This window comes from Pluralibacter gergoviae ATCC 33028 = NBRC 105706 (assembly GCF_001598855.1).
In the GTDB taxonomy this organism is placed as follows: Bacteria; Pseudomonadota; Gammaproteobacteria; order Enterobacterales; family Enterobacteriaceae; genus Pluralibacter; species Pluralibacter gergoviae.
The window spans coordinates 1-25414 of sequence record NZ_BCZS01000027.1 but is presented as its reverse complement, the minus strand read 5'-3'; the positions used below and the strand labels follow the sequence as shown (position 1 = coordinate 25414).

At 54.6% G+C, this 25414-nt stretch carries 21 protein-coding genes and 1 pseudogene; 12 read left to right on the top strand and 10 right to left on the bottom strand.

The window, feature by feature from the left end:
* The first annotated feature begins 98 nt into the window (after window positions 1-98).
* Entirely contained in the window at window positions 99-1928 is a 1830-nt protein-coding gene (glmS, locus tag ENGE1_RS20635) for a glutamine--fructose-6-phosphate transaminase (isomerizing) (protein WP_048253542.1), read from the top strand.
* 496 nt (window positions 1929-2424) lie between these two features.
* Here glmS and ENGE1_RS20630 read toward each other — a convergent pair whose 3' ends face one another.
* The gene (locus ENGE1_RS20630) at window positions 2425-3588 is read right to left on the bottom strand and encodes a YncE family protein (protein WP_048273163.1); all 1164 of its coding nucleotides are present in this window, start codon (window positions 3586-3588) and stop codon (window positions 2425-2427) included.
* 390 nt (window positions 3589-3978) lie between these two features.
* Here ENGE1_RS20630 and pstS point away from each other — a divergent pair, with 390 nt between their 5' ends.
* From pstS to phoU, 5 genes are all read left to right on the top strand, one after another.
* Window positions 3979-5019 (top strand): phosphate ABC transporter substrate-binding protein PstS, encoded by a 1041-nt coding sequence (gene pstS, locus ENGE1_RS20625; RefSeq protein ID WP_043081429.1) that lies wholly within the window; start codon window positions 3979-3981, stop codon window positions 5017-5019.
* 68 nt (window positions 5020-5087) lie between these two features.
* Complete coding sequence (pstC, locus tag ENGE1_RS20620) at window positions 5088-6047, top strand: phosphate ABC transporter permease PstC (protein WP_043081428.1); 960 nt, start codon at window positions 5088-5090, stop codon at window positions 6045-6047.
* Window positions 6047-6937, top strand: coding sequence for a phosphate ABC transporter permease PstA (pstA, locus tag ENGE1_RS20615; RefSeq protein WP_043081427.1), 891 nt, complete (start codon window positions 6047-6049; stop codon window positions 6935-6937). The genes pstC and pstA overlap by 1 nt, the downstream gene beginning before the upstream one ends.
* 45 nt (window positions 6938-6982) lie before the next feature.
* Window positions 6983-7756 (top strand): phosphate ABC transporter ATP-binding protein PstB, encoded by a 774-nt coding sequence (gene pstB, locus ENGE1_RS20610; RefSeq protein ID WP_043081426.1) that lies wholly within the window; start codon window positions 6983-6985, stop codon window positions 7754-7756.
* 12 nt (window positions 7757-7768) lie between these two features.
* A complete protein-coding gene (gene phoU / locus ENGE1_RS20605) occupies window positions 7769-8494 on the top strand; it encodes a phosphate signaling complex protein PhoU (protein ID WP_043081425.1) in 726 nt (241 codons plus the stop codon).
* Window positions 8495-8540: 46 nt separating this feature from the next.
* Here phoU and ENGE1_RS20600 read toward each other — a convergent pair whose 3' ends face one another.
* The 5 genes and pseudogenes from ENGE1_RS20600 to ecpA form a co-directional block, all read right to left on the bottom strand.
* Window positions 8541-9245, bottom strand: a complete 705-nt coding sequence (locus ENGE1_RS20600) for a fimbria/pilus periplasmic chaperone (RefSeq protein WP_048253545.1) — start codon at window positions 9243-9245, stop codon at window positions 8541-8543.
* Window positions 9214-10812 (bottom strand): annotated as a pseudogene (gene ecpD / locus ENGE1_RS20595) (fimbrial adhesin EcpD). The gene ENGE1_RS20600 and the pseudogene ecpD overlap by 32 nt, the downstream one beginning before the upstream one ends.
* Before the next feature lie 34 nt (window positions 10813-10846).
* The gene (locus tag ENGE1_RS20590) at window positions 10847-13360 is read right to left on the bottom strand and encodes a CS1-pili formation C-terminal domain-containing protein (protein ID WP_064360679.1); all 2514 of its coding nucleotides are present in this window, start codon (window positions 13358-13360) and stop codon (window positions 10847-10849) included.
* A 25-nt stretch (window positions 13361-13385) separates the two neighbouring features.
* On the bottom strand, window positions 13386-14063 hold the full coding sequence (locus tag ENGE1_RS20585; protein ID WP_048253548.1) for an EcpB family pilus assembly chaperone: 678 nt from the start codon (window positions 14061-14063) through the stop codon (window positions 13386-13388).
* Window positions 14064-14122: 59 nt separating this feature from the next.
* Window positions 14123-14737 carry a common pilus major fimbrillin subunit EcpA gene (gene ecpA / locus ENGE1_RS20580; protein WP_048253549.1) on the bottom strand — a complete coding sequence of 205 codons (615 nt, stop codon included), beginning with the start codon at window positions 14735-14737 and terminating at the stop codon, window positions 14123-14125.
* A gap of 670 nt (window positions 14738-15407) precedes the next feature.
* Here ecpA and ptsJ point away from each other — a divergent pair.
* Window positions 15408-16703: a MocR-like B6 salvage transcription factor PtsJ gene (gene ptsJ, locus ENGE1_RS20575; protein WP_048253550.1), complete on the top strand. Its 1296-nt coding sequence runs from the start codon at window positions 15408-15410 to the stop codon at window positions 16701-16703.
* A gap of 53 nt (window positions 16704-16756) precedes the next feature.
* Here the strand turns inward: ptsJ and yieH are convergent, their stop codons facing one another.
* A complete protein-coding gene (gene yieH, locus ENGE1_RS20570; RefSeq protein WP_048253551.1) occupies window positions 16757-17422 on the bottom strand; it encodes a 6-phosphogluconate phosphatase in 666 nt (221 codons plus the stop codon).
* 170 nt (window positions 17423-17592) lie between these two features.
* Between yieH and ENGE1_RS20565 the strand changes: the two genes are divergently transcribed.
* On the top strand, window positions 17593-18927 hold the full coding sequence (locus tag ENGE1_RS20565) for an NCS2 family permease (protein ID WP_043081423.1): 1335 nt from the start codon (window positions 17593-17595) through the stop codon (window positions 18925-18927).
* 47 nt (window positions 18928-18974) lie between these two features.
* On the opposite strand, the gene ENGE1_RS20560 is transcribed toward ENGE1_RS20565, so the two are convergent.
* Together ENGE1_RS20560 and ENGE1_RS20555 are read right to left on the bottom strand one after the other, a co-directional pair.
* Window positions 18975-19541, bottom strand: a complete 567-nt coding sequence (locus ENGE1_RS20560; protein ID WP_043081422.1) for an NADPH-dependent FMN reductase — start codon at window positions 19539-19541, stop codon at window positions 18975-18977.
* A 25-nt stretch (window positions 19542-19566) separates the two neighbouring features.
* The gene (locus ENGE1_RS20555; protein WP_043081421.1) at window positions 19567-20310 is read right to left on the bottom strand and encodes a 4'-phosphopantetheinyl transferase family protein; all 744 of its coding nucleotides are present in this window, start codon (window positions 20308-20310) and stop codon (window positions 19567-19569) included.
* A 315-nt stretch (window positions 20311-20625) separates the two neighbouring features.
* On the opposite strand from ENGE1_RS20555, the gene ENGE1_RS20550 reads away from it, so the two are divergent.
* The 4 genes from ENGE1_RS20550 to ENGE1_RS20535 are packed head-to-tail and all read left to right on the top strand — an operon-like array spanning window position 20626 to window position 24051.
* Window positions 20626-21543, top strand: coding sequence for a metal ABC transporter substrate-binding protein (locus tag ENGE1_RS20550; protein ID WP_043081420.1), 918 nt, complete (start codon window positions 20626-20628; stop codon window positions 21541-21543).
* A complete protein-coding gene (locus ENGE1_RS20545; protein ID WP_048253552.1) occupies window positions 21540-22355 on the top strand; it encodes a manganese/iron ABC transporter ATP-binding protein in 816 nt (271 codons plus the stop codon). Before ENGE1_RS20550 ends, ENGE1_RS20545 begins: the two co-directional genes overlap by 4 nt.
* Window positions 22352-23209, top strand: a complete 858-nt coding sequence (sitC, locus tag ENGE1_RS20540; protein ID WP_048253553.1) for an iron/manganese ABC transporter permease subunit SitC — start codon at window positions 22352-22354, stop codon at window positions 23207-23209. The genes ENGE1_RS20545 and sitC overlap by 4 nt, the downstream gene beginning before the upstream one ends.
* Entirely contained in the window at window positions 23206-24051 is an 846-nt protein-coding gene (locus ENGE1_RS20535) for a metal ABC transporter permease (protein ID WP_048253554.1), read from the top strand. The genes sitC and ENGE1_RS20535 overlap by 4 nt, the downstream gene beginning before the upstream one ends.
* A 27-nt stretch (window positions 24052-24078) precedes the next feature.
* On the opposite strand, the gene ENGE1_RS20530 is transcribed toward ENGE1_RS20535, so the two are convergent.
* Window positions 24079-25414, bottom strand: a 1336-nt coding sequence (locus tag ENGE1_RS20530; protein WP_064360678.1) for a Fic family protein, incomplete at its 5' end; no start/stop codon positions are given.

Genomic DNA, 25414 nt, shown 5'->3' with positions numbered 1-25414 from the left:
ATATAACCCCACTCTCTACAAGGCTCGGGGCGCCCGGAAAACGGGCAACAGGTCGGCGACAACGTAGGCATTTATGCCTGAATTCGGAACTTAAAACTATGTGTGGAATTGTTGGCGCAGTCGCGCAGCGTGATATAGCTGAAATCCTTCTCGAAGGGCTTCGTCGTCTGGAATACCGTGGCTATGACTCTGCCGGTCTGGCCGTGGTCGATGCAGAGGGTCATATGACCCGCCTGCGCCGCCTCGGTAAAGTACAAAAGCTGGCCCAGGCAGCCGCAGAGCAGCCGCTGCACGGCGGCACCGGTATCGCCCACACCCGCTGGGCGACCCACGGCGAACCGTCGGAAGGCAATGCGCACCCGCATGTTTCAGACCACATTGTGGTGGTCCATAACGGGATTATCGAAAACCACGAGCCGCTGCGCGAAATGCTGCAGGCCCGCGGCTATGTCTTTGTCTCTGAAACCGATACCGAAGTGATTGCTCACCTGGTCCACTGGGAGCTTGAGCAGGGCGGTACGCTGCGCGAAGCTGTACTGCGCGCCATCCCGCAGCTGCGCGGCGCTTACGGTACGGTCATTATGGATACCCGCCACCCGGATACCCTGCTGGCCGCCCGCTCCGGCAGCCCGCTGGTGATTGGCCTCGGGGTTGGCGAAAACTTTATCGCCTCCGATCAGCTGGCGCTGCTGCCGGTGACCCGCCGCTTTATCTTCCTTGAAGAGGGCGATATTGCCGAGGTCACCCGCCACAGCATCGCTATTTTCGATAAAGCCGGCGAGCAGGTGCAGCGCCCGGACATCGAATCTAATCTGCAGTACGACGCCGGCGATAAAGGCATCTACCGCCACTACATGCAAAAAGAGATCTACGAGCAGCCAAACGCCATCAAGAACACGCTGACCGGACGAATCAGCCACGGCCAGGTCGATCTGAGCGAGCTGGGCGCTAACGCCAATGAGATGCTCTCTCAGGTTGAGCACATCCAGATCGTCGCCTGCGGCACCTCCTACAACTCGGGCATGGTATCCCGCTACTGGTTTGAGGCCCTGGCCGGCGTGCCGTGTGACGTTGAGATCGCCTCTGAGTTCCGCTACCGTAAATCGGCGGTGCGCCGCAACAGCCTGATGATCACCCTCTCCCAGTCGGGCGAAACGGCGGATACGCTTGCCGCGCTGCGCCTGTCGAAAGAGCTGGGCTATCTTGGCTCGCTGGCCATCTGCAACGTCCCTGGCTCCTCGCTGGTGCGCGAATCTGATCTGGCGCTGATGACTAAAGCGGGCACCGAGATTGGCGTAGCGTCGACCAAGGCCTTCACCACCCAGCTTACCGTTCTGCTGATGCTGGTGGCCAAGCTTGCGAACCTGAAGGGTCAGGACGCCGCCGTAGAGCATGATATTGTGCACGGCCTGCAGGCGCTGCCGAGCCGCATTGAGCAGATGCTGTCCCAGGACAAGCGTATCGAAGCGCTGGCGGAGGACTTCTCCGACAAGCATCACGCCCTGTTCCTCGGCCGCGGCGATCAGTATCCGATCGCCCTCGAAGGCGCGCTGAAGCTGAAAGAGATCTCCTATATTCACGCCGAAGCCTACGCGGCTGGCGAGCTGAAGCACGGCCCGCTGGCGCTGATTGATGCCGAGATGCCGGTGATCGTGGTGGCGCCGAATAACGAGCTTTTGGAGAAGCTGAAGTCCAATATCGAAGAAGTCCGCGCCCGCGGCGGCGTGCTGTACGTATTCGCCGACCAGGATGCCGGATTCAACAGCAGCGAAAATATGCACATCATCGAGATGCCGCACGTGGAAGAGGTAATTGCGCCTATTTTCTATACCGTACCACTGCAGTTGCTGGCCTATCACGTGGCGCTGATTAAAGGTACCGACGTCGATCAGCCGCGCAACCTGGCGAAATCGGTGACGGTGGAGTAGCGATTGTTTAGGACTTAAAGGTAAATAATCCGGTGGAAGATGGAATTTTCACCGGATTATTAATTGATGCACCATGCGTATTTTATTCAATGCATCTGCGATAGTAGAATGAAAATATTTTGGCGGAAAAACGCATTCTTTAGAATGGAAATAAATCTGACAGAATGATAAGCGCAGCGAAAATCGAATAATCACATCTAGATGTGATTGGTGTCTCAGATAAAAATTGCGCAAATAAACTAAAATTTTAATTTCTTTTTTATTGTAACTTATTGATTATGTTTGTCTTTATATTCATTTTCTTGCCACAGAAATTATGAGCGCCCCTGCATTTACCCGCTTTGTCATTTACCGAATAACTATGCGGCTTTCTGTTGCAGCACGTAAAATGAGGGCGCATTAACTCAGCGACAAAATTTAAGTCAAAACGTATAATATTAACCGCTGTGTCAACAGATGACGCAGCGGTTTTTTCACCGTTAAGAAGAGCGTGTTATTAAAAGCCGATTTTAGCAACCTTCTCTTTATCCGCTTTTTTATCCTCTTCGCCACGTTTGATGCTGACGAAAATGCTGCCCTGCTCAGGATTTATCGCAATACTGTTTGGCGCCGCCCCCAGCGTAACCTTATTCAGCAGGCGATAATCGCGGGTGCTGTAGACGCTGACCGTGCCGTCTCCGCGTCCGGTGACGTAAATACGTCCGGCTTTATCATCGACTTTTACCGCGATCGGATACTTACCGGTTGGAATCGTGCGGCGCGTTTTTCCGCTTTCGGGATCCAGAACTACCAGGGCACTGCCGGACGACGTCGGCTGATAGGTTTTGCCGCTCTCCTCCGCCTGTTGCTTCAGCATGCCGTAAATTTTTTCCATTCCCTCATCAACGGCCAGTACTTCCTTGCGCTCTGCATTCCAGGCAAGAAACAGCGGCTGATCGGTCGTAATCGCAAAACGCTTTTTGACGGTCAGCGTACGGCTGTCCACCACGATCATTTCATGCTGCCAGTTGGTCAGGAAGATATCTCCGCCGTTGGGCTCCTGGGCAATACCGGTTGGCATAGAGCCCATACCTTCAACCGTCTTAACCAGGCTGAACGTTTTGGTATCAATGACATATAGTACCGACCCTTTCCAGCTCAGACCGGGAATGTACAGACGCTGATTGCTGGTATCCAGCCACAGTTGGCGCAGGGAATGCGTTGGATAAGGTTTACCGCTTGCTTTATTTATCTCTTTACCCGGCCCCGCAAGCTTCACTTCGCCCTTCACTTTATGCGCTACCGTATCCCAGGCAATGACCGAAGCATCGCCGGTGCCGATATATAAGGTGTTGCTGCTGTCATCCAGTACGACGCCAAACCCGGGGGCCGGCAGGTCATAGGCGCCCTCAAGCGCAAGCGTATCGCCATTGAGAATAATAACCTGGGGCTTCTTCCCGCTTTTAAGATCGTTAAAACGAACGGGAGCGAGGACGAAGAGAGCGTTGTGGGTCGGGCTGTAGGCCAGTTCATAGACTGCGGAGGCTACTTCTTTCTGCATGACGTGAGCGGCTGCGCTCTGCTGTGCGGGGGGGATTTCGCCGGCGGCGGTTGCCGCGTGTGCAAGCGGCAGCGAGAGAGCGACGATAAACGCTGCCAGGGACTTTAGGGTAAGATTCATTCCTGTCTCCATTTTAATTTCCTTTGCCTGAGCCAGCGTGAGATAAACATCCGCCGTTTCGTGCAGTAACATCTGTTTACGTCTGATAGACGCATCTGACATTAGTTTAAATGAAAATGAGAATCAATACGTTTTGGTGTTATTTGAGTCCGTCATCACCGCGTTAACGCGCGCTTCCTTTGTAAAGATCCGGAAATTTCAGCGGGCTGAAACGTAGATAATGCCGGCTCCCGCCCGGGCGGGGAACGGTATGACTGGCGGGAGACATCTTAGCGTATATGTACTGTCATTAAACCGTCACATTTCCTGCATATAACTGTCATCCAGTTGTCCTATTTTGCTCAACGTGGCAAATCAAACAACGATTTACGGAATCCTGCAGGAGACACTATGAAAGCTATGCGTACCACTGTCGCAACGGTTGTCGCCGCGACCTTATCCATGAGCGCTTTCTCTGCCCTGGCGGCAGCAAGCCTGACGGGCGCGGGCGCAACCTTTCCCGCGCCGGTGTATGCCAAATGGGCGGATACCTACCAGAAAGAGACCGGCAATAAGGTCAACTACCAGGGTATCGGCTCCTCCGGCGGCGTAAAGCAGATTACGGCTAACACCGTTGATTTCGGCGCCTCTGACGCTCCGCTCTCCGACGAAAAACTGAATCAGGAAGGCCTGTTTCAGTTCCCGACCGTGATTGGCGGCGTGGTGCTGGCGGTTAACCTGCCGGGATTCAAGTCCGGCGATCTGGTGCTGGACGGCAAGACCCTGGGCGATATCTATCTGGGCAAAATCAAAAAATGGGACGATGAGGCGATTGCTAAGCTTAACCCGGGCAAAAAGCTGCCGTCGCAGAATATCGCCGTGGTGCGCCGCGCCGACGGCTCCGGCACCTCGTTTGTCTTTACCAGCTATCTGGCGAAAGTGAACGATGAGTGGAAATCGAAAATCGGCTCCGGCACTACCGTCAACTGGCCGACCGGCCTTGGCGGTAAAGGCAACGACGGCGTAGCCGCCTTTGTTCAGCGCCTGCCGGGCTCCATCGGCTACGTTGAGTATGCCTACGCTAAGCAGAACAACCTGACCTACACCAAACTGGTTTCAGCCGACGGTAAGCCGGTCAGCCCGACGGAAGAGAGCTTCGCCAACGCGGCAAAAGGCGCCGACTGGAGCAAATCCTTCGCCCAGGACCTGACCAATCAGAAGGGTGATGATGCCTGGCCGATTACCTCCACCACCTTTATCCTGGTGCACAAAGATCAGAAGCGTCCCCAGCAGGGTACCGAAGTGCTGAAATTCTTTGACTGGGCCTACAAGAACGGCGCCAAAGAAGCGAATGCGCTGGACTACGCTACCCTGCCGGAGAGTGTGGTTGAGCAGGTGCGCGCCGCCTGGAAAACCAGCGTGAAAGACAGCAGCGGTAAAGCTTTATATTAAGCCTCGCTTTTCCCTCTCCCATCTGGGGGAGGGGAAACACGCAAGATAACGTTAACGAAGAGTAACCTATGGCTGCAACCAAGCCTGCCTTTAACCCACCGGGTAAAAAGGGCGACATCATATTCAGCGCGCTGGTTAAGCTGGCGGCGCTGATTGTGCTATTGATGCTGGGCGGCATTATCGTCTCGCTGATATTCTCCTCCTGGCCGAGCATTCAGAAGTTTGGCTTCTCTTTCTTGTGGACTAAAGAGTGGGATGCGCCGAACGATATCTACGGTGCGCTGGTGCCTATCTACGGCACGCTGGTCACCTCTTTTATCGCCCTGCTGATCGCCGTCCCGGTGAGCTTCGGTATCGCCCTGTTCCTGACCGAGCTGGCGCCAGGCTGGCTGAAGCGTCCGCTGGGCATCGCCATTGAGCTGCTGGCGGCGATCCCGAGTATTGTTTACGGCATGTGGGGACTGTTTATTTTCGCCCCGCTGTTTGCCACCTATTTTCAGCAGCCTGTCGGTGATGTGCTGTCGGCGATCCCCTTCGTCGGCGCGCTGTTCGCTGGTCCGGCGTTCGGCATCGGGCTGCTGGCCGCAGGCGTCATTCTGGCTATCATGATCATCCCCTACATTGCGGCCGTTATGCGCGATGTGTTCGAGCAGACGCCGGTGATGATGAAAGAATCCGCCTACGGCATCGGCTGTACCACCTGGGAAGTTATCTGGCGCATCGTGCTGCCGTTCACCAAAAATGGCGTGATCGGCGGGGTGATGCTTGGCCTCGGTCGCGCGCTGGGCGAAACGATGGCGGTAACCTTTATTATCGGCAACACCTACCAGCTGGACAGCGCCTCGCTCTATATGCCCGGCAACAGCATCACCTCGGCGCTGGCAAATGAATTTGCCGAGGCAGAGTCCGGACTGCACGTCGCCGCGCTGATGGAGCTGGGACTGATTCTGTTTGTGATCACCTTTATCGTGCTGGCTATCTCCAGGCTGATGGTGCGTCGGCTGGCTAAAAGTGAGGGGGCGCGCTGATGGCGACGATTGAAATGCAGACCGGCGAGGCGCTGAATACGTCGCGCCGCAAGATGCAGGCCCGCCGGCGGATGAAAAACCGTATCGCCCTGACCCTGTCGATGGCGACCATGGCCTTTGGTCTGTTCTGGCTGGTGTGGATCCTGTTCTCCACGGTGACCCGCGGCATCGACGGCATGTCGCTGGCGCTGTTCACTGAAATGACGCCGCCGCCGAATACCGCCGGCGGCGGCCTGGCGAATGCGCTGGCCGGCAGCGGCCTGCTGATCCTCTGGGCCACGGTGTTCGGCACGCCGCTGGGCATTATGGCCGGGATCTACCTGGCCGAGTACGGCCGCAAGTCGTGGCTTGCCGAGGTGATCCGCTTTATTAACGACATTCTGCTCTCCGCGCCCTCTATTGTGGTCGGCCTGTTCGTCTACACGCTGGTGGTAGCGCAGATGCAGCACTTTTCCGGCTGGGCGGGCGTTATTGCCCTGGCGCTTCTGCAGGTGCCCATCGTTATCCGCACCACCGAGAATATGCTCAAGCTGGTGCCGGACAGCCTGCGCGAGGCCGCCTACGCCCTCGGTACGCCAAAGTGGAAGATGATCTCGGCGATTACGCTAAAGGCTTCCGTCTCCGGGATCATGACCGGCGTACTGCTGGCGGTAGCGCGCATTGCCGGCGAAACGGCGCCGCTGCTGTTTACCGCGCTCTCTAACCAGTTCTGGAGCACCGACATGATGCAGCCCATCGCCAATCTGCCGGTGACCATCTTTAAGTTTGCCATGAGCCCGTTTGCCGAATGGCAGCAGCTGGCCTGGGCCGGGGTGCTGATCATCACCCTGTGCGTACTTCTGTTGAACGTTCTGGCGCGCGTGATTTTCGCGAAGCAGAAACACGGTTAATTTTTACGGCGCGGCAGACGCGGCGCCGGATAAGGAAAGAGTAAAATGAGTATGGCTAACGGCAATCCGGGTAAGATTTCAGTTCGCGATCTGAACTTCTACTACGGCAAATTCCATGCCCTGAAGAACATCAATCTTGATATTGCCAAAAACCAGGTAACGGCCTTTATCGGTCCGTCCGGCTGCGGTAAATCGACCCTGCTGCGCACCTTTAACAAGATGTTTGCGCTCTATCCTGAGCAGCGCGCGGAAGGCGAGATCCTGCTTGATGGCGACAATATTCTCACCAATACCCAGGATATCGCCCTGCTGCGCGCCCGTGTCGGCATGGTCTTCCAGAAGCCGACGCCGTTCCCGATGTCGATTTACGACAATATCGCTTTCGGCGTGCGCCTGTTCGAGAAGCTCTCCCGCGCCGATATGGACGCGCGCGTGCAGTGGGCGCTCACTAAGGCGGCGCTGTGGAACGAAACCAAAGACAAGCTGCACCAGAGCGGCTACTCGCTCTCCGGCGGCCAGCAGCAGCGCCTGTGCATCGCCCGCGGCATCGCCATTCGTCCGGAAGTGCTGCTGCTTGATGAACCCTGTTCGGCGCTCGACCCTATTTCGACCGGCCGCATCGAAGAGCTGATCACCGAGCTCAAGCAGGACTATACGGTGGTTATCGTGACCCACAACATGCAGCAGGCCGCCCGCTGCTCGGATCACACGGCGTTTATGTATCTCGGGGAGCTGATCGAATTCAGCAACACCGACGATCTGTTCACCAAGCCGGCGCAAAAACAAACCGAAGACTACATTACCGGCCGCTACGGCTGATCGGGAGACAACATGGATAATCTGAACCTCAACAAGCACATTTCCGGTCAGTTCAACGCCGAGCTGGAGCATATCCGCACCCAGGTGATGACCATGGGCGGGCTGGTGGAGAAGCAGCTGTCGGACGCCATTACCGCCATGCACAACCAGGATAGCGAGCTGGCGAAGCGGGTGATTGATGGCGACCAGCAGGTCAACATGATGGAGGTGGCGATCGATGAAGCCTGCGTGCGCATCATCGCCAAGCGTCAGCCTACCGCCAGCGATCTGCGGCTGGTAATGGCGATCATTAAAACCATCGCCGAACTGGAGCGCATCGGCGACGTGGCGGATAAAATTTGCCGCACCGCGCTGGAGAAGTTCTCTAAGCAGCACCAGCCGCTGCTGGTCAGCCTCGAGTCCCTGGGCCGCCACACCGTGCAGATGCTGCACGACGTGCTGGACGCCTTTGCGCGCATGGATCTTAACGAGGCGATACGCATCTACCGTGAGGATAAGAAGGTCGATCAGGAGTATGAGGGCATTGTCCGCCAGCTGATGACCTATATGATGGAGGATAGCCGTACGATCCCCAGCGTGCTGACCGCGCTGTTCTGCGCCCGCTCTATCGAGCGCATCGGCGACCGCTGCCAGAATATCTGCGAGTACATTTTTTACTTCGTGAAGGGGCAGGATTTCCGCCACGTCGGCGGCGACGAGCTGGACAAACTGCTGGCGGGAAAAGATCCGAAGGAGTAAATGTCAGCGCATCTGCCGCGGTTCACTGCGGCAGGTGCGTGGGCGCTTAATCGCGCTGGCAGTCGTCTGAGATCTTAATAAACTTGTCGTTAAAAACGATATAGTGGTTTCCCGCCTCCCGCAGCCCCTGGTTTTGAACGACATCCCCGGCACGTAAATAGCGCGCGTCACCCTCTTCTTCCGTGGTGCTGCAGCCGGGCTTAATCAGCAGCTTAAACCAGGTGTTGCCGGTATTCCTGACGGTTCCGGTGGCGCGATCGTAGGTCCATTTAAAATCGATATGGCGAGGACGAACCACCAGGATGGTATCGATAATCACCACGGGATCGATGCTGATCTGCGAATTTGCCGAATTGCGCATCACGTGATTGCTGGTAGGCACTTCCCGGAAGGAGACGCGATAGTAGCGCTCGCGGTCATCCTTAGGGCCGTTATAGTAGAACTTGAAATACTCGCCAAGGCCAGGCTGAAGCGTCATCTGCTTAGGAGAGAACAGCAGCTCACCGTCGGCGGGCCGGGTCTGGATCTCTTTCTCGCTGGGGCTGTCGATACCGACCACCGAGACTTCGTACAGCCGTGCGCTCTGGTTATTATTCAGCACCCGCTTGGCGACGAAGCTGTCATCGGGCGACATGGAAAAGGTCAGATTACCGACCGAAATCGCCAGCGCCGCCGGGGGCGCCGCGAGGATAAGCAGGCACAGCAGCGCCTGCCGGGCTTTAGTTAATATGACGCCACGTTGCCTTAACATGAATCTCTCCTGAAGCGCTGACTTCACCAAACCATTCATTATTTTCCACGGTTTTCTGCGAGATCTTATCATCCATCTGGATCGAAAACTTGACGTTGGCCTTGTCGAATTCACCCTTCGCGCCGGAGCTGTCGTTCCAGGGGGAGCTGGTCCACATGGCATCTGTCATGTCGTGCCATTTATCGTCGCAGCCCGTGTCGTAGCTTTTACTATCACCGCTCATCGTAAAGAAGGAGAGGGTGGCCGGAAAGGGGACTTTCTCTTTATTGTCTGGCGAGCTGAAAATACAGTATGAGCGCCCGCCGATGTCCTTCGCCGGGCCGGTGACCTTAACGAGAACCTCATCTGCTTTCGTTTTACCGCTGGTAGTCACAATATAGCCGAAATCCAGTGATGGATTACCCTCGCCAACATTACCTTCATGGTGGGGATTGCTAGTATACTCATCGGAAATGATGCTGACGCTGAAGTCTCGTGGTTTTATATCAATAGAGCTTGAGGTAGAAAACTCGTACCAACCTGATTCTGGCGAGGTAGTGTTCTGAAATCGGAAGTTGAACAGGTTCTTGGTGTTTATATCACTTAAACCGAGCCCTACCAGCTGTTTAAAGAAATTGCTTGAGAAGAAAAGGTAAACAGCACTGCTACTCTTCATTTCGTTAAAGGTATAATATTGTGATATACCGTTAACCTTTTTCCATGAGTTGCCATCAAGGCTGAATTGCATATCACCAGAAGAGATCTTTGATGCAAGATTACTATTGTTAATTGAAGGGAAAATATGAATTGATGAGTTGCTCAAGCCATTGACTTGTAAATTATAGCTGATCATTTTACAGCTAACGCCATTGAGGCCATTGATGGTTTGAATTTTACAATCAATATTACCTTCGCCAAGCGTCGGAACGCCATCGCTATTGACATAGATATCGGATAGGGCACCCGTGTTTAATAGCTTGAGATGGGCGCCTTTTGTATGCGTAACCCGGCGCGCATGCCACTCGCCGGAGGCCTGGTCTATACAGCGAGCCCCGCTGCTGGCATCTTAATCAGCAGAGGTCTGACAGGTGTTTATAATCATGCTGAAGCTACCGCCAACAGGGATTTGTTGAAGGTATTGATAAAGCGATCCCGATATCATTCCGTGCATCCACATTGCTCCGCCGGAGGGTACGGTAACGCCATAAAATCCATTATTATCAGTAGCTTTTGGTTGAATCAGGCTGGTTGCCATATCGCAACCTTTATACCAGTTTATACAACGTAAACCTAATAAAGGATTTGATGCTGGGGAGTTTTCAATCCACATATCAAATTTATTATTTGCAGTAAGTGGCCTGTTAAAACCATCATTGATATATCCAAGGCTTTGTTGATAATTAAAACCTGTACCATCTGCTTTCAAACCGGTCCAGTCACTGGCTCCTGTCATTCGTGGGTCTAATACACCACCAGGCGTAACGAAATAGTTATCATCATTATCATTTTCGACAAAAACAAATTTTACTGGCGTTGCATCACCATCAACTTTTTTATTTAGTTGGGCATGAGCATAGCTATTAAACATCAAAAGGCTTAATAGGATCAAAGATCCCAGCCACTTAGCTTTCATTACCTTCTCCTGCTGATTGTACGCTGGCGTAGTCTTTCAGTCCGCTGCAGATCACGTCGCCTACCCAGACAGCGCCGCGAGCCTTACTCAACTCCAGATCGACTTCGCAGCTCTGATTTTTACCGTAGTTAAAGTCAATGGTCGGATGCTTCTTATCGATATCCATAACGAACTCACCATTGCTATCCGTACGGGTGCGACCAATGTGGTTATTAATATGTGCGTTGGACAGCAGCGAGCCATCCTCGGCATGAATACGCCCGGATACGGTCACCATCTGCTTCACCTCCGGCTCGATCACGGCAACGTTGCCCGGATAGAGCGTCAGGTGGGTTTTGCGCCCGCTGACGATATCGTAGCTGTCCATTGAGTTTTTGCTGTTTTCCAGCTCTACGTCATATTTCGAGTATGACGGCAGCGGCAGATAGTTGCGCTTACCGCTCAGCTGCATCACCCGGCCATTAATCTTGGCGCTCAGCTTGCCGTCATTCTCCAGGCCAGTATTAAAGATCACCCCGGCATTACCGTCGGTGCGGCCGCTGGCGGCGATATTTTTGCCCTGCCAGCCGACGGTACGGTGCGCCGTCAGGTTGGTATTCACGTAGCCGTCGGTGCTGCTGTTCACGTTGAAGGTCCCGCTGGTATAGCGCGTCTCAAACTGTGCGTAGCCGCCGCCGCTCATGGTCCTATCTCCGCCGGTGTTGCCGGAGAGCGATCGGGACACGTTCGCGCCAATGGTGCGGATCGCGCTGTCTTCGGCAAACTGTTTGCGCGCCGACAGGTTGAGCATGGAGTAGCCGTTCTGATGGGTAACGCCGGCGCTGAACCAGTTGCCCATAGGCAGAGAGAGATCCAGCGCAATATATTTTTCGGTACCCGAAGTGCTGCCGTTGTAGTTGTTGCGCTGAAGCCCCAGGCGCAGCCCGAGCGAGCCGTGGGAACCGCTGTACACAGACTGGTAGTAGTCGGCGGTGTAATAGCGGCTGTCATATTCACGATCGTCATTATAGCTGACGCTAAAGGTCCCCAGCCGCGACCACAGAGGGCTTAAATTCAGCGTACCGCCGATTGCGCGGTTATCCGAGTCGCTGCGGCGAATGCGATCCCCGGTGCTGACTTTTTCCTGGTTCAGCCAGATAGAGCTAAAGCCGCCGGGCAGACTCGCGCTGATGCTGCCGATCTCGCCCCGGGAGCCGTCGCTGGCCAGCATCGTCTGGAGGTTAACGTTGAGGGCGCTGGTAACCGGCATCGTCAGGCGGGTTTCACCGACCATCGTATTATCAAAGCTGTAGCCGGTTGCGGCCCAGGTAAGAACGTTAACCGAACCTGAGGCGGAAGCACCGAGCAGCCAGCTATCTTTTGCCGGCAGCGTTTTTTTGCCGCTTTCCGACCAGCGGTCCATGTGGAAATTACCGCCCCAGAACTGCCAGGCCAGCGGCGCACCGGCTCCGCGGCCGCGGGTAAAGAGCTTATTGACCCGCTGGGTGCGCTTGGTGACGACTTTGCCGTTGACCACGACCTCGACGTCGACATCGTAAATACCGTAAGGCAGCCCGCGGGTATCCACCTCGTGGTTACCCATGGTGAAGTTTTGCACGCTGACCAGACGCCCGTCGCGCTTGATATGAACTTCGCCCGCAGAAGGCAGAAAGGCCACTACGGGCGTGGCGGATTGCGTATTATCGAACACCGTTGAGCTGGCCTGGTTACCCCAGGATGCACCGTAAATCTTACCCGCAGAGAGTGCGGTCATCGGACCGAGGGACTGCAGGTTCCACGTATCGAGCATACCCCCGGCAAAACGATGTCCGGCGAAGTCACGCTCATACATCGCCTTATACAATTCTTTTTGCTGATCGCCGCTGCCCATCCCGTACAGGGAACCGTTCAGCTCAATGTGGTGCTCGCGCAGGGCGCTGATGCTATTTAATGAAAGATAGCTTGAGGTGTTGCTGCCCGCGTTGCGCATCTGGTTGTTGTAGATACCCAAATCATAGTTCAGGGTACTGCTTATCTTATCGACGCTTGACTGGCCAATATCAGCACTTCGTTCGCGCAGCACGGTTCCCAGAGCCTCCCGGCTAACAACAAGCTGCAGCAGCAGCTGTCGAAGGCTGAGTTCCAGGTGGGCATTTGGGGAAAGATCCACGCGTAGTTTGTCATCGAACGAGCTGTTTGACATACTTAAAAGCGTTTTACGGGTCTCTTCACTGACGGTAGTATTGCTGTCGTTTTCTTCAAGCTGAATTTTGCGGATCCGCAGGACGCCATTATCAAGCCAGATAAACGCCTCTCCAAGCCTCTGATCGTCTTTGATATCTGAGCTTCCTTCCAGGTGGATATACAGCGGTATACTCATCCCGTCCTGCAGAGCCTGACTAAATGCCTGAGGAATGATTACACCGCCAATTTGCTGGATTTGTCCCGGGGCGGCTGAGACGCTAAGAGGTAAAAATACACAGAGCGCACCAGAGGTAAGGAGCGACTTCAGCTCAATCGACATACAATAATTCCGTGTATACGAGAATCTATTTTACGGGTACGAATTGCTCACCCTGCCAGAGGGCTACCCGACCTTTTTGATCGTTGGTGTTGACGTGAGTGAAATGTCGCGATTTACCCGGCATCAGATAATAGTTTTCTTTACAGCCTTTACCTTCTTTATCTTCTGAAGGTTTGAGGCACGGGCCGTATGCCAGAATATGCATAGTGGCATTACCAGTATTAATAAGAGTGCCGCTGTTGTATTTGTAACTGAAATTCACCTTACGCGGGGCGATAACCAGAATAGTGCCAATGCGAGCAGACTCTGTGGCCACGGCACTACGTTTTGAACTGTTCTTATCGGCATCGCTTAATGCCTGATCGAACCAGACAATACGATAATAACGCTCTTTATCATCCTCCGGCCCCTTGTAGAAAAAGCGGACGACGTCGCTGGCTTTTGCCGGCATTAAAAGACTACCCGGAGTAAATAAAACCTCATCCTTCCTGTCCATAGGAATAACGTGTCCATTCTCCAGCGGAGATGATAATCGCTCTAGGTGAATGTTAATTAAACGTCCGCTGTCAGTTGTGTTTTTTATCTCTTTGCTTAAAACATTGCTATCGCTATTCATAAACGAAGAGATATCCCCCACATCCAGCGCTAATGCTGAAGTGGTGGTAAAAAATAACATGCTGGTGGCCAGGATATACTTTTTCATAGGTATTCACTTGCTTAAGAAAAAGCAGGGAATAAATCCCTGCTTTGGTATGGCAGAAATCAGCTGGTCCAGGTTGCGTCGAACTGAACGCTAACGTCACCGCTCCAGATACCTTCCGGCAGAGTGCTGAAGTCAGTGGCGGCGGTAGTACCGTCAGTGGTCGCGCTGATGATGGAGAAAGTGAAGCCGTCCTGCGCAGTTGTACGTCCAGCCTGGTTGTAGCCGTTAGACAGCGCGCTCAGATTGCCACCCAGAACGCCCGCAGCGGTATCAATCATCGGGGTATCGCCATCTTTGTTGACTTCAGTTCCGTTGTAGTCAACGCCGACGCTCAGGGTTGAACCGGAGTTATCCAGCTGCGTCAAAGTATTGCTAACCAGCTTAGAGGTCAGTTTAAAAGACTGTGCGGTAGTGTCGCCTTCGATAGCGACGTCAAAAAGACCTTTCTGAGTGTTGAAGCCCTTAACGCCTTCAGCGTACTGGAAGCTCAGGCTGCCCAGCGGCGTAACAACCAGCTTGCTGGTAGTATCTTTTTTTGCCGTGGCCGACCAGGTTGCTACGGCCTGCGCCGTTACGCTACCTGGCGTGTTTCCACCGCCATCTTCGCCTTCTGCATGTGCTGCGTTAATTCCAAAAGCTGCTACTAGGGCCACTGCTAATACTTTGAATTTCATTTTTTTTACCATATTTAAATAAACAACAACGAGATGACTATTTGTTTTAAATGCCATCCTTCTTTATTTCAAGTAACAATCCAGGAATGGTTGTTAAATTGATGTAAATTAACAATCATGGTCTTTATGTAAATAATGGCTATCGCTATTTGCTGCCATTGTTAGAAATGGTAGTGAATATAACGTAGTTATTATTTATATGAATAAGCACTTCACTCTATATAATAATGAAAGTGAAGGTTTTGTTTATAATAGTCACTGACGTTATTTATTAATGACAGTGAGTTCGTTACGTTTTTTATGATAATATGATATCCGCTGTGATGAGATTTATTGTTCTACTATTTTTGTATTATCTTTTAAGACATAACCGTTTTGTTACCCTCTATAGCTCGGCATTCATTTTCTCGGCTCAATAGAGAAAGTAACTCTGTGCTTTAAGATCTATGTCCTATCTTTAAGTCTCCTGGTGATAGTCATTTCATAGTGAAGCACATGCTTCTCAATAATATTGCCAGCCGTACTAGCCGGGCATCACTGTCTTTCCGACCAAACAGTTATGAGCGCTTTTAAAGTGATAACTAACTACTACTTATACGTTACAATGTTCAAGAAGCTCTATCCTTTGTCGGGAGAGATCCTATCAACGCTTTTGTCATAGGTCAATACAATGTTGAAGTCAGCCAATGAGATTTTTGAATACATACGTCAGCAGGTAAGGAAGGGTAACTACAAGCCCAATGACTCTTTGCCCCCGATTCGGGACCTTGCCGAGATGCTTGGTGTTAATCGCAATACGGTTTCTTCCGCTTATCAGAAACTGGTAGTAGCGGGTATTGCCACTACCCGAGGAAGGAATGGAACCGTTATAAATCAAGTGACTGGAGATGCAGACCGTGAAGGGTTTGTCTCGGATATGGCATTAATCGATGTTGCTGGCGGTAACCCTGGCCCGGAGTTTCTACCGGACCCAATACTGCTGGCCCGCTCAATCGACAGTACTCCTAAATTGTATGGTGAAGCCAGTGTCTCTTCTGGATTAAGAAAAATCGGAAAAAAATGGCTCGATGATGGTGTCCCTGAAGAGCATGAGCTATCAGTCACTCATGGTGCCGTGGATGCTGTTGAGCGTCTTCTTAGAGCCTATCTCATTGCTGGCGATCGCGTAGTGGTTGAGGAACCCTGTTTTCTTTCCAGCATCAGTACCATTAAAACGAATGGCTACAAAGCGGTAGGTGTGCCTGTTGACGAAGAGGGTATGAATACAGCGCTACTTTCAAAAGCCTTATCCAGGGGAGCCCAAGCGGTCATCATCACACCCAGGGCTCAGAACCCGACAGGCTGGGCTCTCTCTAAAGAGCGTGCTGGAGAGATACGCGATCTCCTGGCCAAATATCCACAGGTGCTGATAGTGGTAGACGACCATTTCTCACTTCTTTCCAGTAGTGATTATCATTCAATTATTCCCGCAGATGCGCGCCACTGGGCATTAGTACGCACCGTATCCAAATTTTTTGGACCGGATCTCAGAGTCGCTCTGATGGCAAGCGATCCTGAGACAGCATTACGCCTTCAGCAGCGCCTGTCTCCTGGTATTGGCTGGGTTAGCCACATTCTTCAGGATATGGTTCAGGGGGGATTATCGTCGCCGGAGGTCATGGAAAAAATTGAGTATGCTAAAAATGAATACTGGCGCCGTAGAGAGAAATTTACTGCTGAATTAAAGCGGCACGGTATCAATATCTCCGACAAGCATGGTGGCCTCAATGTCTGGATCCCGCTAAAAAATGGCAGCGAGCAGATAGTGACCGAGGCAATGAAGAAAGGGTGGCTGCTTCGCTCTGCGGAAGGATTCAACGTTAACAAATCAGCACAAGGTCTGAGAATTACTATTTCAGCATTGAGTGATGGGCAAATTGAATCTCTGGCTGAGATTGTAGCCACACTGGTTAAAAAGTTTGGCTGAACATACTCCAGCCTGGTACGGTGAAGTGCCGCACCAGGTACTTTGCTGTAATTTTAACGCGTAATGTCCCAGCCGCGCGCTTTCCACAGCGCGGGCAGCTCATTCAGATGCCTGAATATCGTTACTTTGGGATGTTTAATCGGTTTATTGTGTGGGTCTGCGCAGAAGTAGAACACCTCCATCCCTGCGTCGATCCCCGACTGCGCGCCGGCGGCTGAATCATCGACCAGAATGCAGTTTTCAACATTAACGTCCATCGCCATGGCAGCGTGGAACATCAGCGCCGGGTCCGGCTTCCAGCGCTGGATATCGTAGCCGCTGAAGAGCTTCTCCGGGAAGTGGTGCAGCATGCCGGTGTTGCCCAGCGAATGCTGCATTTTGCTGACCGGACCGTTTGAGACGACGCACATTGGCAGTTTAATGGTATCCAGTAATGCCTCAGCGCCGGGAATGACTTCCAGTTCGCTGTCAAACAGGCGCGCCACTTCGGCGCGGTAAACCGGTTCCAGATCGGATTTGTTCAGGTGAGTGCCGTGCTCATCGTTAACGATGTCGATAATTTCGTACAGCTTGACGCCCTTAAAGCGCTTGAAGACCTCCTCGAGCTCGAGGGTAATGCCGAACGTTTGAAACATGTGTACATAGGCGCGGGAACAGATCACTTCACTGTCCACCAGCGTGCCGTCACAGTCAAAAAATACCGCCTCAATACCGGACATGCTCTTTCCTGTTATCTCAAGTTTAACGTTTTCGTAATAAAATTAGCCCGACGCAATCGTTGCCGTATAAGCAAAATCAATGAAAAAAAGTGGACCGCAGGTGCCCTTATTGTCGCATTTTGGTATAGGATAGCGACGAAATTTTTCCCTCCTTTGTCTGGAACCAGAAGATGAGCCAACAAAATACAACCCAGGCTTCGGGCCAGGGGCTGCTTGAGCGCGTGTTTAAACTCCGCGCTCACGGAACCACGGCGCGCACCGAAGTCATCGCGGGTTTCACCACCTTCCTGACGATGGTCTATATCGTTTTTGTGAATCCGCAGATTCTGGGCGTGGCTGGCATGGACACCAGCGCCGTCTTTGTGACCACCTGCCTGATTGCCGCCTTTGGCAGCATTCTGATGGGGCTGTTTGCTAACCTGCCGGTGGCGCTGGCGCCGGCGATGGGGCTGAACGCCTTCTTTGCCTTCGTGGTGGTCAAGGCGATGGGCCTGCCGTGGCAGGTCGGTATGGGCGCGATTTTCTGGGGCGCCGTGGGGCTGCTGCTGCTGACCATTTTCCGCGTACGCTACTGGATGATTGCCAACATTCCGGTCAGCCTTCGGGTGGGGATCACCAGCGGTATCGGTCTGTTTATCGGCATGATGGGCCTGAAAAATGCGGGCGTGATCATCTCCAACGCCGACACGCTGGTGAGCATTGGCAAGCTGACCTCCCACAGCGTGCTGCTGGGCGTGCTGGGCTTCTTCATTATCGCTATCCTGGCGTCGCGCAATATCCATGCGGCGGTGCTGATCTCCATCATTGTCACGACCCTGCTGGGCCTGATGCTCGGCGATGTTCACTACGGCGGCATCATTTCCACACCGCCGAGCGTGACCTCTGTGATTGGCCACGTTGACCTCGCCGGTTCGCTGAACGTCGGACTCGCCGGGGTGATTTTCTCTTTTATGCTGGTTAATCTGTTCGACTCTTCCGGTACCCTGATGGGCGTCACCGATAAAGCCGGTCTGACCGATGAAAAGGGCAAGTTCCCGCGCATGAAGCAGGCGCTGTATGTGGACAGCATCTCGTCGGTCACCGGCTCCTTCCTCGGCACCTCATCGGTTACTGCTTATATTGAATCCACCTCCGGCGTCTCCGTCGGCGGTCGCACCGGCCTGACCGCGGTGGTGGTGGGGATCCTGTTCCTGCTGGTGATTTTTCTCTCGCCGCTGGCGGGCATGGTGCCGCCTTATGCCGCGGCGGGCGCCCTGATTTACGTCGGCGTGCTGATGACCTCCAGCCTGGCGCGCGTGAAGTGGGACGATCTCACCGAGGCGGTGCCGGCGTTTATCACGGCGGTGATGATGCCGTTCAGCTTCTCCATCACCGAGGGCATTGCGCTGGGCTTTATCTCCTACTGCGTGATGAAAATCGGTACTGGCCGCTTCCGCGACCTCAGCCCGTGCGTACTTATCGTCGCCCTGCTGTTCGTGCTGAAGATTGTTTTTATCGACGCCTGATAGCATCAGAAAAGAAAAAACCGCAGACTTGTCGTCTGCGGTTTTTTTTACGCCTTAACGCGCTGGATATACTGCGCGAAGGCGCTCAGCTGGCCGGTAAGATGTTCAATCGTCGCCTGATCCACCACCTCATCGGTCTGAGGGTCGACCTTATTCTGGATAACCCCGCCCATAAATTCGGGCTTGTTCATCACCATTGCATCAAGGAAAACGAGGATCTGGCGCAGATGATACTGGCAGCGGGCGCCGCCGATGGCGCCCATCGAGTTGGTCTGGATCAGCACCGGCTTGCCTGCCAGCGGCTGTGCCGGCAGCCGGGATAGCCAGTCGATAGCGTTTTTTAGCCCGCCGGGCACCGAGTAGTTGTACTCCGGGGTGACGATCACCACGCCGTCCGCTTCGCGGATCAGGGCGGCAATCTCTTCGACCCGCTGCGGGAATCCTTCTTCTTCCTGGATATCGGCATCGTACAGCGGGATAGCGTCGATAGACGGCAGTGCGCTGATATTCATGCCCTCGGGGGCAATTTTTGGCAGCGTGCGGGCGACGATGCCGTTAAAAGAGCCTTTGCGCAGGCTTCCCAGTAGCGTAACAATCTTCAATGCCTCTGACATGACTACTCCTTTTCATCATGGTGTATTAACTGAGTATAGGTGTTCTCTCTCCCGGCAGGCTGGTGAAGCGCATTAGCCGGGCAGAGGGTTCACTGGCCCGGAGCTGCATATCGGGTAATCCGCGCCAGCCGGTATGGCTGTCAAATTCCCAGACCTTCAGGCGCTCAATCACGGGCGTGACGGCAACAGACCACACCAGCACATCCTCAGCATCGCAAATCGCCTCAACCGGCTGCATATTTGTCGCCCGCAGTCGGCCAGAGCCCGGCAGCAGCTGCAGCCGTTCATGGTTATGAATATCGCCGTTCAGCTTTAGCACACTCTGGCGCAGGGTCAGTATCTGCGCTTTTGCTTCTCTGGGATCGTTTTGGTTTCTGATCCACAGCTGCTCATTGCTGCTGAACTCCGCGATTTCAGCGCTGCCGGCAGGGTAAACGCTGCGCGTCGCGCGCTGAAGTTCCATGCCAAGGCCACATTCGCTGCCGGTGGTCAGCGCCACGCCCACGATATTGCCGGCATAGGCGATGGAAAAGCGCGGATGGCTGCTCTCCATAAACTCCGGCTTGCCATCGGGTCGGGTGATGATAGTGGGAAGCTCATTAATACCGTAGAGCATGAACATCAGCTCGGCCAGCAGAGAGCGGGACGCGAGAAAGCGCGTTCGCCGGTGTGCGGGCAGCTGTCTGGCCCGGCTGTGGCAGGCGGGCGTAAGCCGCGCAGGCAGAAGGTGCCCGTAGTTCAAAATCCCTCTTGCGAAGTGCGTTGCCATTATGTCGCTCCGTGATTAATGGTCAGTGAAGGGTAAATGATAGATCTATTATTGCTCAAACTAATGAGGTTTAAATGTGGAATAACAGGGCTGAATAGGTTTCTGCCAGAAGATTTACATTTCCTTATTAAAACCAGTTTGTTCGTTCACGAATTTTTGATGAAACGGTCGCCGCACGATTACCTGAACTTCATTCCCTTAACGATTTTAACGCATATCAAATGATAATTGTTTTCATTTAAAAATAGCCTGTGCTATAAAAAATAGCACAGGCTATAAATGCGCTTTATTTAACCATGCTATGGAGGCGTCACCATGTTCCCGATTGTCAGCATCAGGGCTTTGCTTCTTGGAGCCACTCTTACTTCGCTCTGCGCCGCTCCGGCATGGGCGCAGGCGAAGTTTAAGGTCATCACTACCTTCACGGTGATTGCGGATATGGCCAAAAACGTCGCCGGCGACGCCGCCGAGGTGAGTTCCATTACTAAACCGGGTGCTGAAATTCATGAATACCAGCCTACGCCTGGCGACATTAAACGCGCCCAGGGCGCCCAGCTGATCCTGGCGAACGGCATGAACCTGGAGCGCTGGTTCGAACGTTTCTATCAGCACCTCAGCGGCGTACCGGAAGTGATTGTTACCGCCGGCGTTACGCCGATGGGCATCAGCGAAGGGCCCTATAACGGCAAGCCGAACCCCCACGCGTGGATGTCCGCCGACAATGCGCTTATCTACGTCAACAACATCCGCGACGCGCTGGTGAAGTACGATCCGGCGAATGCCGACACCTATAAGCGCAATGCACAAGCCTACAAAGAGCAGATAACCCAAATGGTCACGCCGCTGCGCCAGCAGGTGGACACTATCCCCGAAGGGCAGCGCTGGCTGGTCTCCAGCGAAGGGGCATTCTCCTATCTGGCCCGCGATCTGGGGCTGAAGGAGCTTTACCTGTGGCCAATTAATGCCGATCGGCAGGGGACGCCGCAGCAGGTGCGCAAGGTCGTGGACCTGGTGAAGAAAAATCACATCCCGGCGGTATTTAGCGAAAGCACCGTCTCCGATAAACCCGCGCGCCAGGTTGCCCGCGAAACCGGCGCCCACTACGGCGGCGTACTCTACGTTGACTCCCTGAGTCCCGCAGACGGCCCTGTACCGACCTATCTCGATCTGCTCAGGGTCACGACCGGTACGCTGGTCCAGGGTCTGAAAGACGGCATGAAGGATAAGTCATGAATTCGTCGTCAGGCATTACCGTCTCCGGCGTCACCGTGACCTATCGCAACGGCCACACGGCGCTGCACGACGCCAGCTTTTGCCTTCCCGGCGGCTCAATTGCCGCGCTGGTCGGCGTCAACGGATCCGGCAAGTCCACGCTGTTTAAGGCCATTATGGGCTTTGTCCGCCTGGCGAGCGGCAGTATCTCCATTCTTGGGCTGCCTACCCGCCAGGCCCTGCGCAAGAACCTGGTGGCCTATGTGCCGCAGTCGGAAGAGGTGGACTGGTCCTTTCCGGTGCTGGTGGAGGACGTGGTGATGATGGGCCGCTACGGCCACATGGGCCTGCTGCGTATTGCCAGCGCTGAGGACAAGCGCATCGTCAGCGAGGCGCTGGAGCGCGTCGATATGGCGGCGTTTCGCCACCGGCAGATAGGCGAGCTCTCCGGCGGGCAAAAAAAGCGCGTCTTTCTGGCCCGCGCCATCGCCCAGCGGGGCGAGGCTATTCTGCTCGACGAGCCGTTTACCGGCGTGGACGTGCAAACCGAGGCCAAAATTATCAGCCTGCTGAGGGAGCTGCGCGATGAGGGCAAAACCATGCTGGTGTCGACCCACAACCTCGGCTCGGTAACGGCGTTTTGCGACTACACGGTGATGGTGAAGGGCACCGTGCTGGCCAGCGGCCCGACGGAGACCACCTTTACCGCCGACAACCTTGAGCGCGCCTTCAGCGGCGTGCTGCGCCACGCGGTGCTGAGCGGTTGCGAAGAGCGGATCGCTACCGACGATGAGTGCCCCTTTATTGCCCACCGAACGCAGGGGAACTCATGAGCGCGCTGCTGGAGCCGTTTGGCTATGAATATATGCTCAACGCCATGTGGGTATCGGCAATGGTCGGGGCGCTGTGCGCCTTTCTCTCCTGCTACCTGATGCTCAAGGGCTGGTCGCTGATCGGCGATGCGCTGTCGCACGCCATCGTGCCCGGCGTGGCCGGGGCTTATATGATCGGTCTTCCGTTCTCGCTGGGAGCCTTTTTCTCCGGCGGCCTGGCGGCGGCCAGTATGCTGTTTCTCAATCAGCGCACCCGGCTGAAGGAGGATGCGATCATTGGCCTGATCTTCTCCTCTTTCTTTGGTCTCGGCCTGTTTATGGTGTCGCTTAACCCGACGTCGGTGAATATTCAGACTATCGTGCTGGGCAATATTCTGGCCATTGCGCCGGAGGATATCCGCCAGCTGGCGATAATCGGCGCGGTATCGACAATCGTGCTGTTTTTTAAGTGGAAAGATCTGCTGGTGACCTTTTTTGATGAAAATCACGCCCGCGCCATCGGCCTGCATCCGGGGCGGCTGAAGGTGCTGTTCTTTACCCTGCTGGCGGTTTCGACCGTCGCCGCCCTGCAGACTGTGGGCGCCTTCCTGGTGATAAGCCTGGTGGTGGCCCCCGGCGCCACGGCGTGGCTGCTGACCGACCGCTTCCCGCGGCTGCTGCTGATTGCCGTCGCCATCGGCAGCATTACCAGCTTTCTCGGGGCGTGGGCCAGCTACTACCTCGACGGCGCCACCGGCGCCATTATCGTGGTGGCGCAGACGCTGCTGTTCCTGCTGGCCTTCATCTTCGCGCCGCAGCACGGCCTGCTGGCCGGCCGCCGCCGCGCCCGCCGGGCGCTGGAGGTGCAGCCATGATGAACATGCTGTTGGAGCCGCTGCAGTTTGCCTTTATGCGCAGCGCGCTGCTCATTGCCCTGGCGGTGGCCGTGCCCTGCGCGCTGCTGTCGGTATTCCTGGTGCTGAAGGGCTGGGCGCTGATGGGCGACGCCATGAGCCACGCGGTCTTTCCCGGCGTGGTGCTGGCGTGGCTGTTCGGTCTGCCGCTCGGCGCCGGGGCGTTTGCCGCCGGGCTGCTCTGCGCCCTGGCCACCGGCTACCTGAAGGACAACAGCCGCATCAAGCAGGATACGGTGATGGGCATCGTCTTTTCCGGCATGTTCGCCAGCGGGCTGATCCTCTACATCGCCCTGCGCCCGGAGGTCCACCTCGACCATATCCTGTTCGGCGATATGCTGGGGGTTAACGGCGACGATATGATGCAGACCGCCGCAATCGCAGGGTTTATCGTGCTGGTATTTGCGGTAAAGTGGCGCGATTTCCTGCTGTTCTGCTTCGATCCGCTGCAGGCTCAGGTCAGCGGCCTGCCCACCCGCTGGCTGCACTACGGCCTGCTGTGCATGGTCTCCCTGACCATCGTGGCGACGCTGAAGGCGGTGGGGATTATTCTCTCGATTTCGCTGCTGATTGCGCCGGGCGCGATTGCGGTCCTGCTGACCCAGCGCTTTCATATAGCGCTGCTGCTGGCGGTGGTGATTTCGCTGCTGGTGTCGCTGTGCGGCGTCTACCTGTCGTTCTTCCTCGACAGCGCCCCCGCGCCGACCATCGTGGTGCTCTTTGCGCTGGTGTTTGTGGTCACTTACATTGGCTCCAGCCGCCGGGTGCGGCGGCTGGAGAGGAGGCGGGTAGTGGGGAATTAAGACCGTGAACCAATGTGGCTCATAGAACTATTCGGCATCCTGCTGTTTTAACAATCTATCACCTTGTGACGTAAGGCGATACATCTGTCGGCTGCTTCTGGGTTTATCCGGGATCGTCATTTCTATTAGTTTGCTCGCCAGTGCCGGGAGAAGATAGGTATTGCGGAAATGATCTTCATGCTTCAACCCCAGAGCAGCCTGGATGTCAGAGCGCTTCATTTCTCCTCGGATTACCCTCAGTAATCGCAACACTTCCCCGGTGACTTCCCCGGTGACTTCCCCGGTGACTTCCCCGGTGACTTCCCCGGTGACTTCCCCGGTGACTTCCCCGGTGACTTCCCCGGTGACTTCCCCGGTGACTTCCCCGGTGACTTCCCCGGTGTCAGATTCTGTTCGTTGTCGTCTGATAACCACCCGGAACTGGTTAGCGGTTACATCGTCGATAAGCTCAATCGCTGGCCAATCCTTTAATGCGCGGAGAATACCGGTACCTAAGCCGCGGTAGGGAAGGATATGTACCGCATGTTCGGTGAGCGTAGGATTCCGTCGGTTGGTGGCACCGCGACGAATAGCCTCAGTGCTCAGGCTATCTGGCAGGTGGCCGGGACTGATAATTTCAACCCGATCGGCGAATATCATCAGACGAATCGATGCGCTGGTGAAGTAGTCCCGATGAATTAATGCATTCACCAACAGCTCTTCAAGTGCCTGTTCAGGGATTTCCAGTTGCCCTAATGTATTAAAGCCCCGACCGGCTTGAACATGACGAAGGTTGCGACGAATAAAGGCAAAACTGCGCTGATATTGCTCCAGTAATGTGCCACCGATATCTTCGCTGTCCAGGTAGCGGGTATCATGCAGTGCTGTACCGGGGAAAGCGACGGCTTTGACTTCGAAGGCGGGTCGCCAGCGCTGCGGTTGGTGACCAAATAACAACAATCCACTTAGATTTATCTCGCGGCCATCGCCCAGGCTGATATTTTGCAACAGTTGTTCAAAGGGCTGACCGGCAAACTCTGCATTCTGACCGTAGCGGCGATTGAAATAGTTATGGAACACCTGGCTGTTGATATCTGCAGATGATGTTCCTGCGATTGGCACCACATCTGCATACACCAGGCCAGCAAGTTGGAACATGCGCTGCATCTCTTCGCGGGATGTCACATGGCGCTTGTCTGCTCCCTGTTTGACCCAAATACGGCCTTGATGATCTACATAGGGTTTGGCAAGGCCATCGGGTACGCTGACCACAATGACGATGCCGTTGTCCGTCTGCACATTTTCAGTCAGAGGGTGCACTGGCGGACGTGTATGCTGAGAAGCCGCATTGCTGAGCAACTGATTCAGACGCCTCACTGCGCGA

Bases quoted from the DNA above. Each gene is read 5' to 3' on its own strand.
- glmS (WP_048253542.1), top strand. From the start codon at position 99: ATGTGTGGAATTGTTGGCGCAGTCGCGCAGCGTGATATAGCTGAAATC.
- ENGE1_RS20630 (WP_048273163.1), bottom strand. From the start codon at position 3,588: ATGAATCTTACCCTAAAGTCCCTGGCAGCGTTTATCGTCGCTCTCTCG.
- pstS (WP_043081429.1), top strand. From the start codon at position 3,979: ATGAAAGCTATGCGTACCACTGTCGCAACGGTTGTCGCCGCGACCTTA.
- pstC (WP_043081428.1), top strand. From the start codon at position 5,088: ATGGCTGCAACCAAGCCTGCCTTTAACCCACCGGGTAAAAAGGGCGAC.
- pstA (WP_043081427.1), top strand. From the start codon at position 6,047: ATGGCGACGATTGAAATGCAGACCGGCGAGGCGCTGAATACGTCGCGC.
- pstB (WP_043081426.1), top strand. From the start codon at position 6,983: ATGAGTATGGCTAACGGCAATCCGGGTAAGATTTCAGTTCGCGATCTG.
- phoU (WP_043081425.1), top strand. From the start codon at position 7,769: ATGGATAATCTGAACCTCAACAAGCACATTTCCGGTCAGTTCAACGCC.
- ENGE1_RS20600 (WP_048253545.1), bottom strand. From the start codon at position 9,245: ATGTTAAGGCAACGTGGCGTCATATTAACTAAAGCCCGGCAGGCGCTG.
- ENGE1_RS20590 (WP_064360679.1), bottom strand. From the start codon at position 13,360: ATGTCGATTGAGCTGAAGTCGCTCCTTACCTCTGGTGCGCTCTGTGTA.
- ENGE1_RS20585 (WP_048253548.1), bottom strand. From the start codon at position 14,063: ATGAAAAAGTATATCCTGGCCACCAGCATGTTATTTTTTACCACCACT.
- ecpA (WP_048253549.1), bottom strand. From the start codon at position 14,737: ATGAAATTCAAAGTATTAGCAGTGGCCCTAGTAGCAGCTTTTGGAATT.
- ptsJ (WP_048253550.1), top strand. From the start codon at position 15,408: ATGTTGAAGTCAGCCAATGAGATTTTTGAATACATACGTCAGCAGGTA.
- yieH (WP_048253551.1), bottom strand. From the start codon at position 17,422: ATGTCCGGTATTGAGGCGGTATTTTTTGACTGTGACGGCACGCTGGTG.
- ENGE1_RS20565 (WP_043081423.1), top strand. From the start codon at position 17,593: ATGAGCCAACAAAATACAACCCAGGCTTCGGGCCAGGGGCTGCTTGAG.
- ENGE1_RS20560 (WP_043081422.1), bottom strand. From the start codon at position 19,541: ATGTCAGAGGCATTGAAGATTGTTACGCTACTGGGAAGCCTGCGCAAA.
- ENGE1_RS20555 (WP_043081421.1), bottom strand. From the start codon at position 20,310: ATGGCAACGCACTTCGCAAGAGGGATTTTGAACTACGGGCACCTTCTG.
- ENGE1_RS20550 (WP_043081420.1), top strand. From the start codon at position 20,626: ATGTTCCCGATTGTCAGCATCAGGGCTTTGCTTCTTGGAGCCACTCTT.
- ENGE1_RS20545 (WP_048253552.1), top strand. From the start codon at position 21,540: ATGAATTCGTCGTCAGGCATTACCGTCTCCGGCGTCACCGTGACCTAT.
- sitC (WP_048253553.1), top strand. From the start codon at position 22,352: ATGAGCGCGCTGCTGGAGCCGTTTGGCTATGAATATATGCTCAACGCC.
- ENGE1_RS20535 (WP_048253554.1), top strand. From the start codon at position 23,206: ATGATGAACATGCTGTTGGAGCCGCTGCAGTTTGCCTTTATGCGCAGC.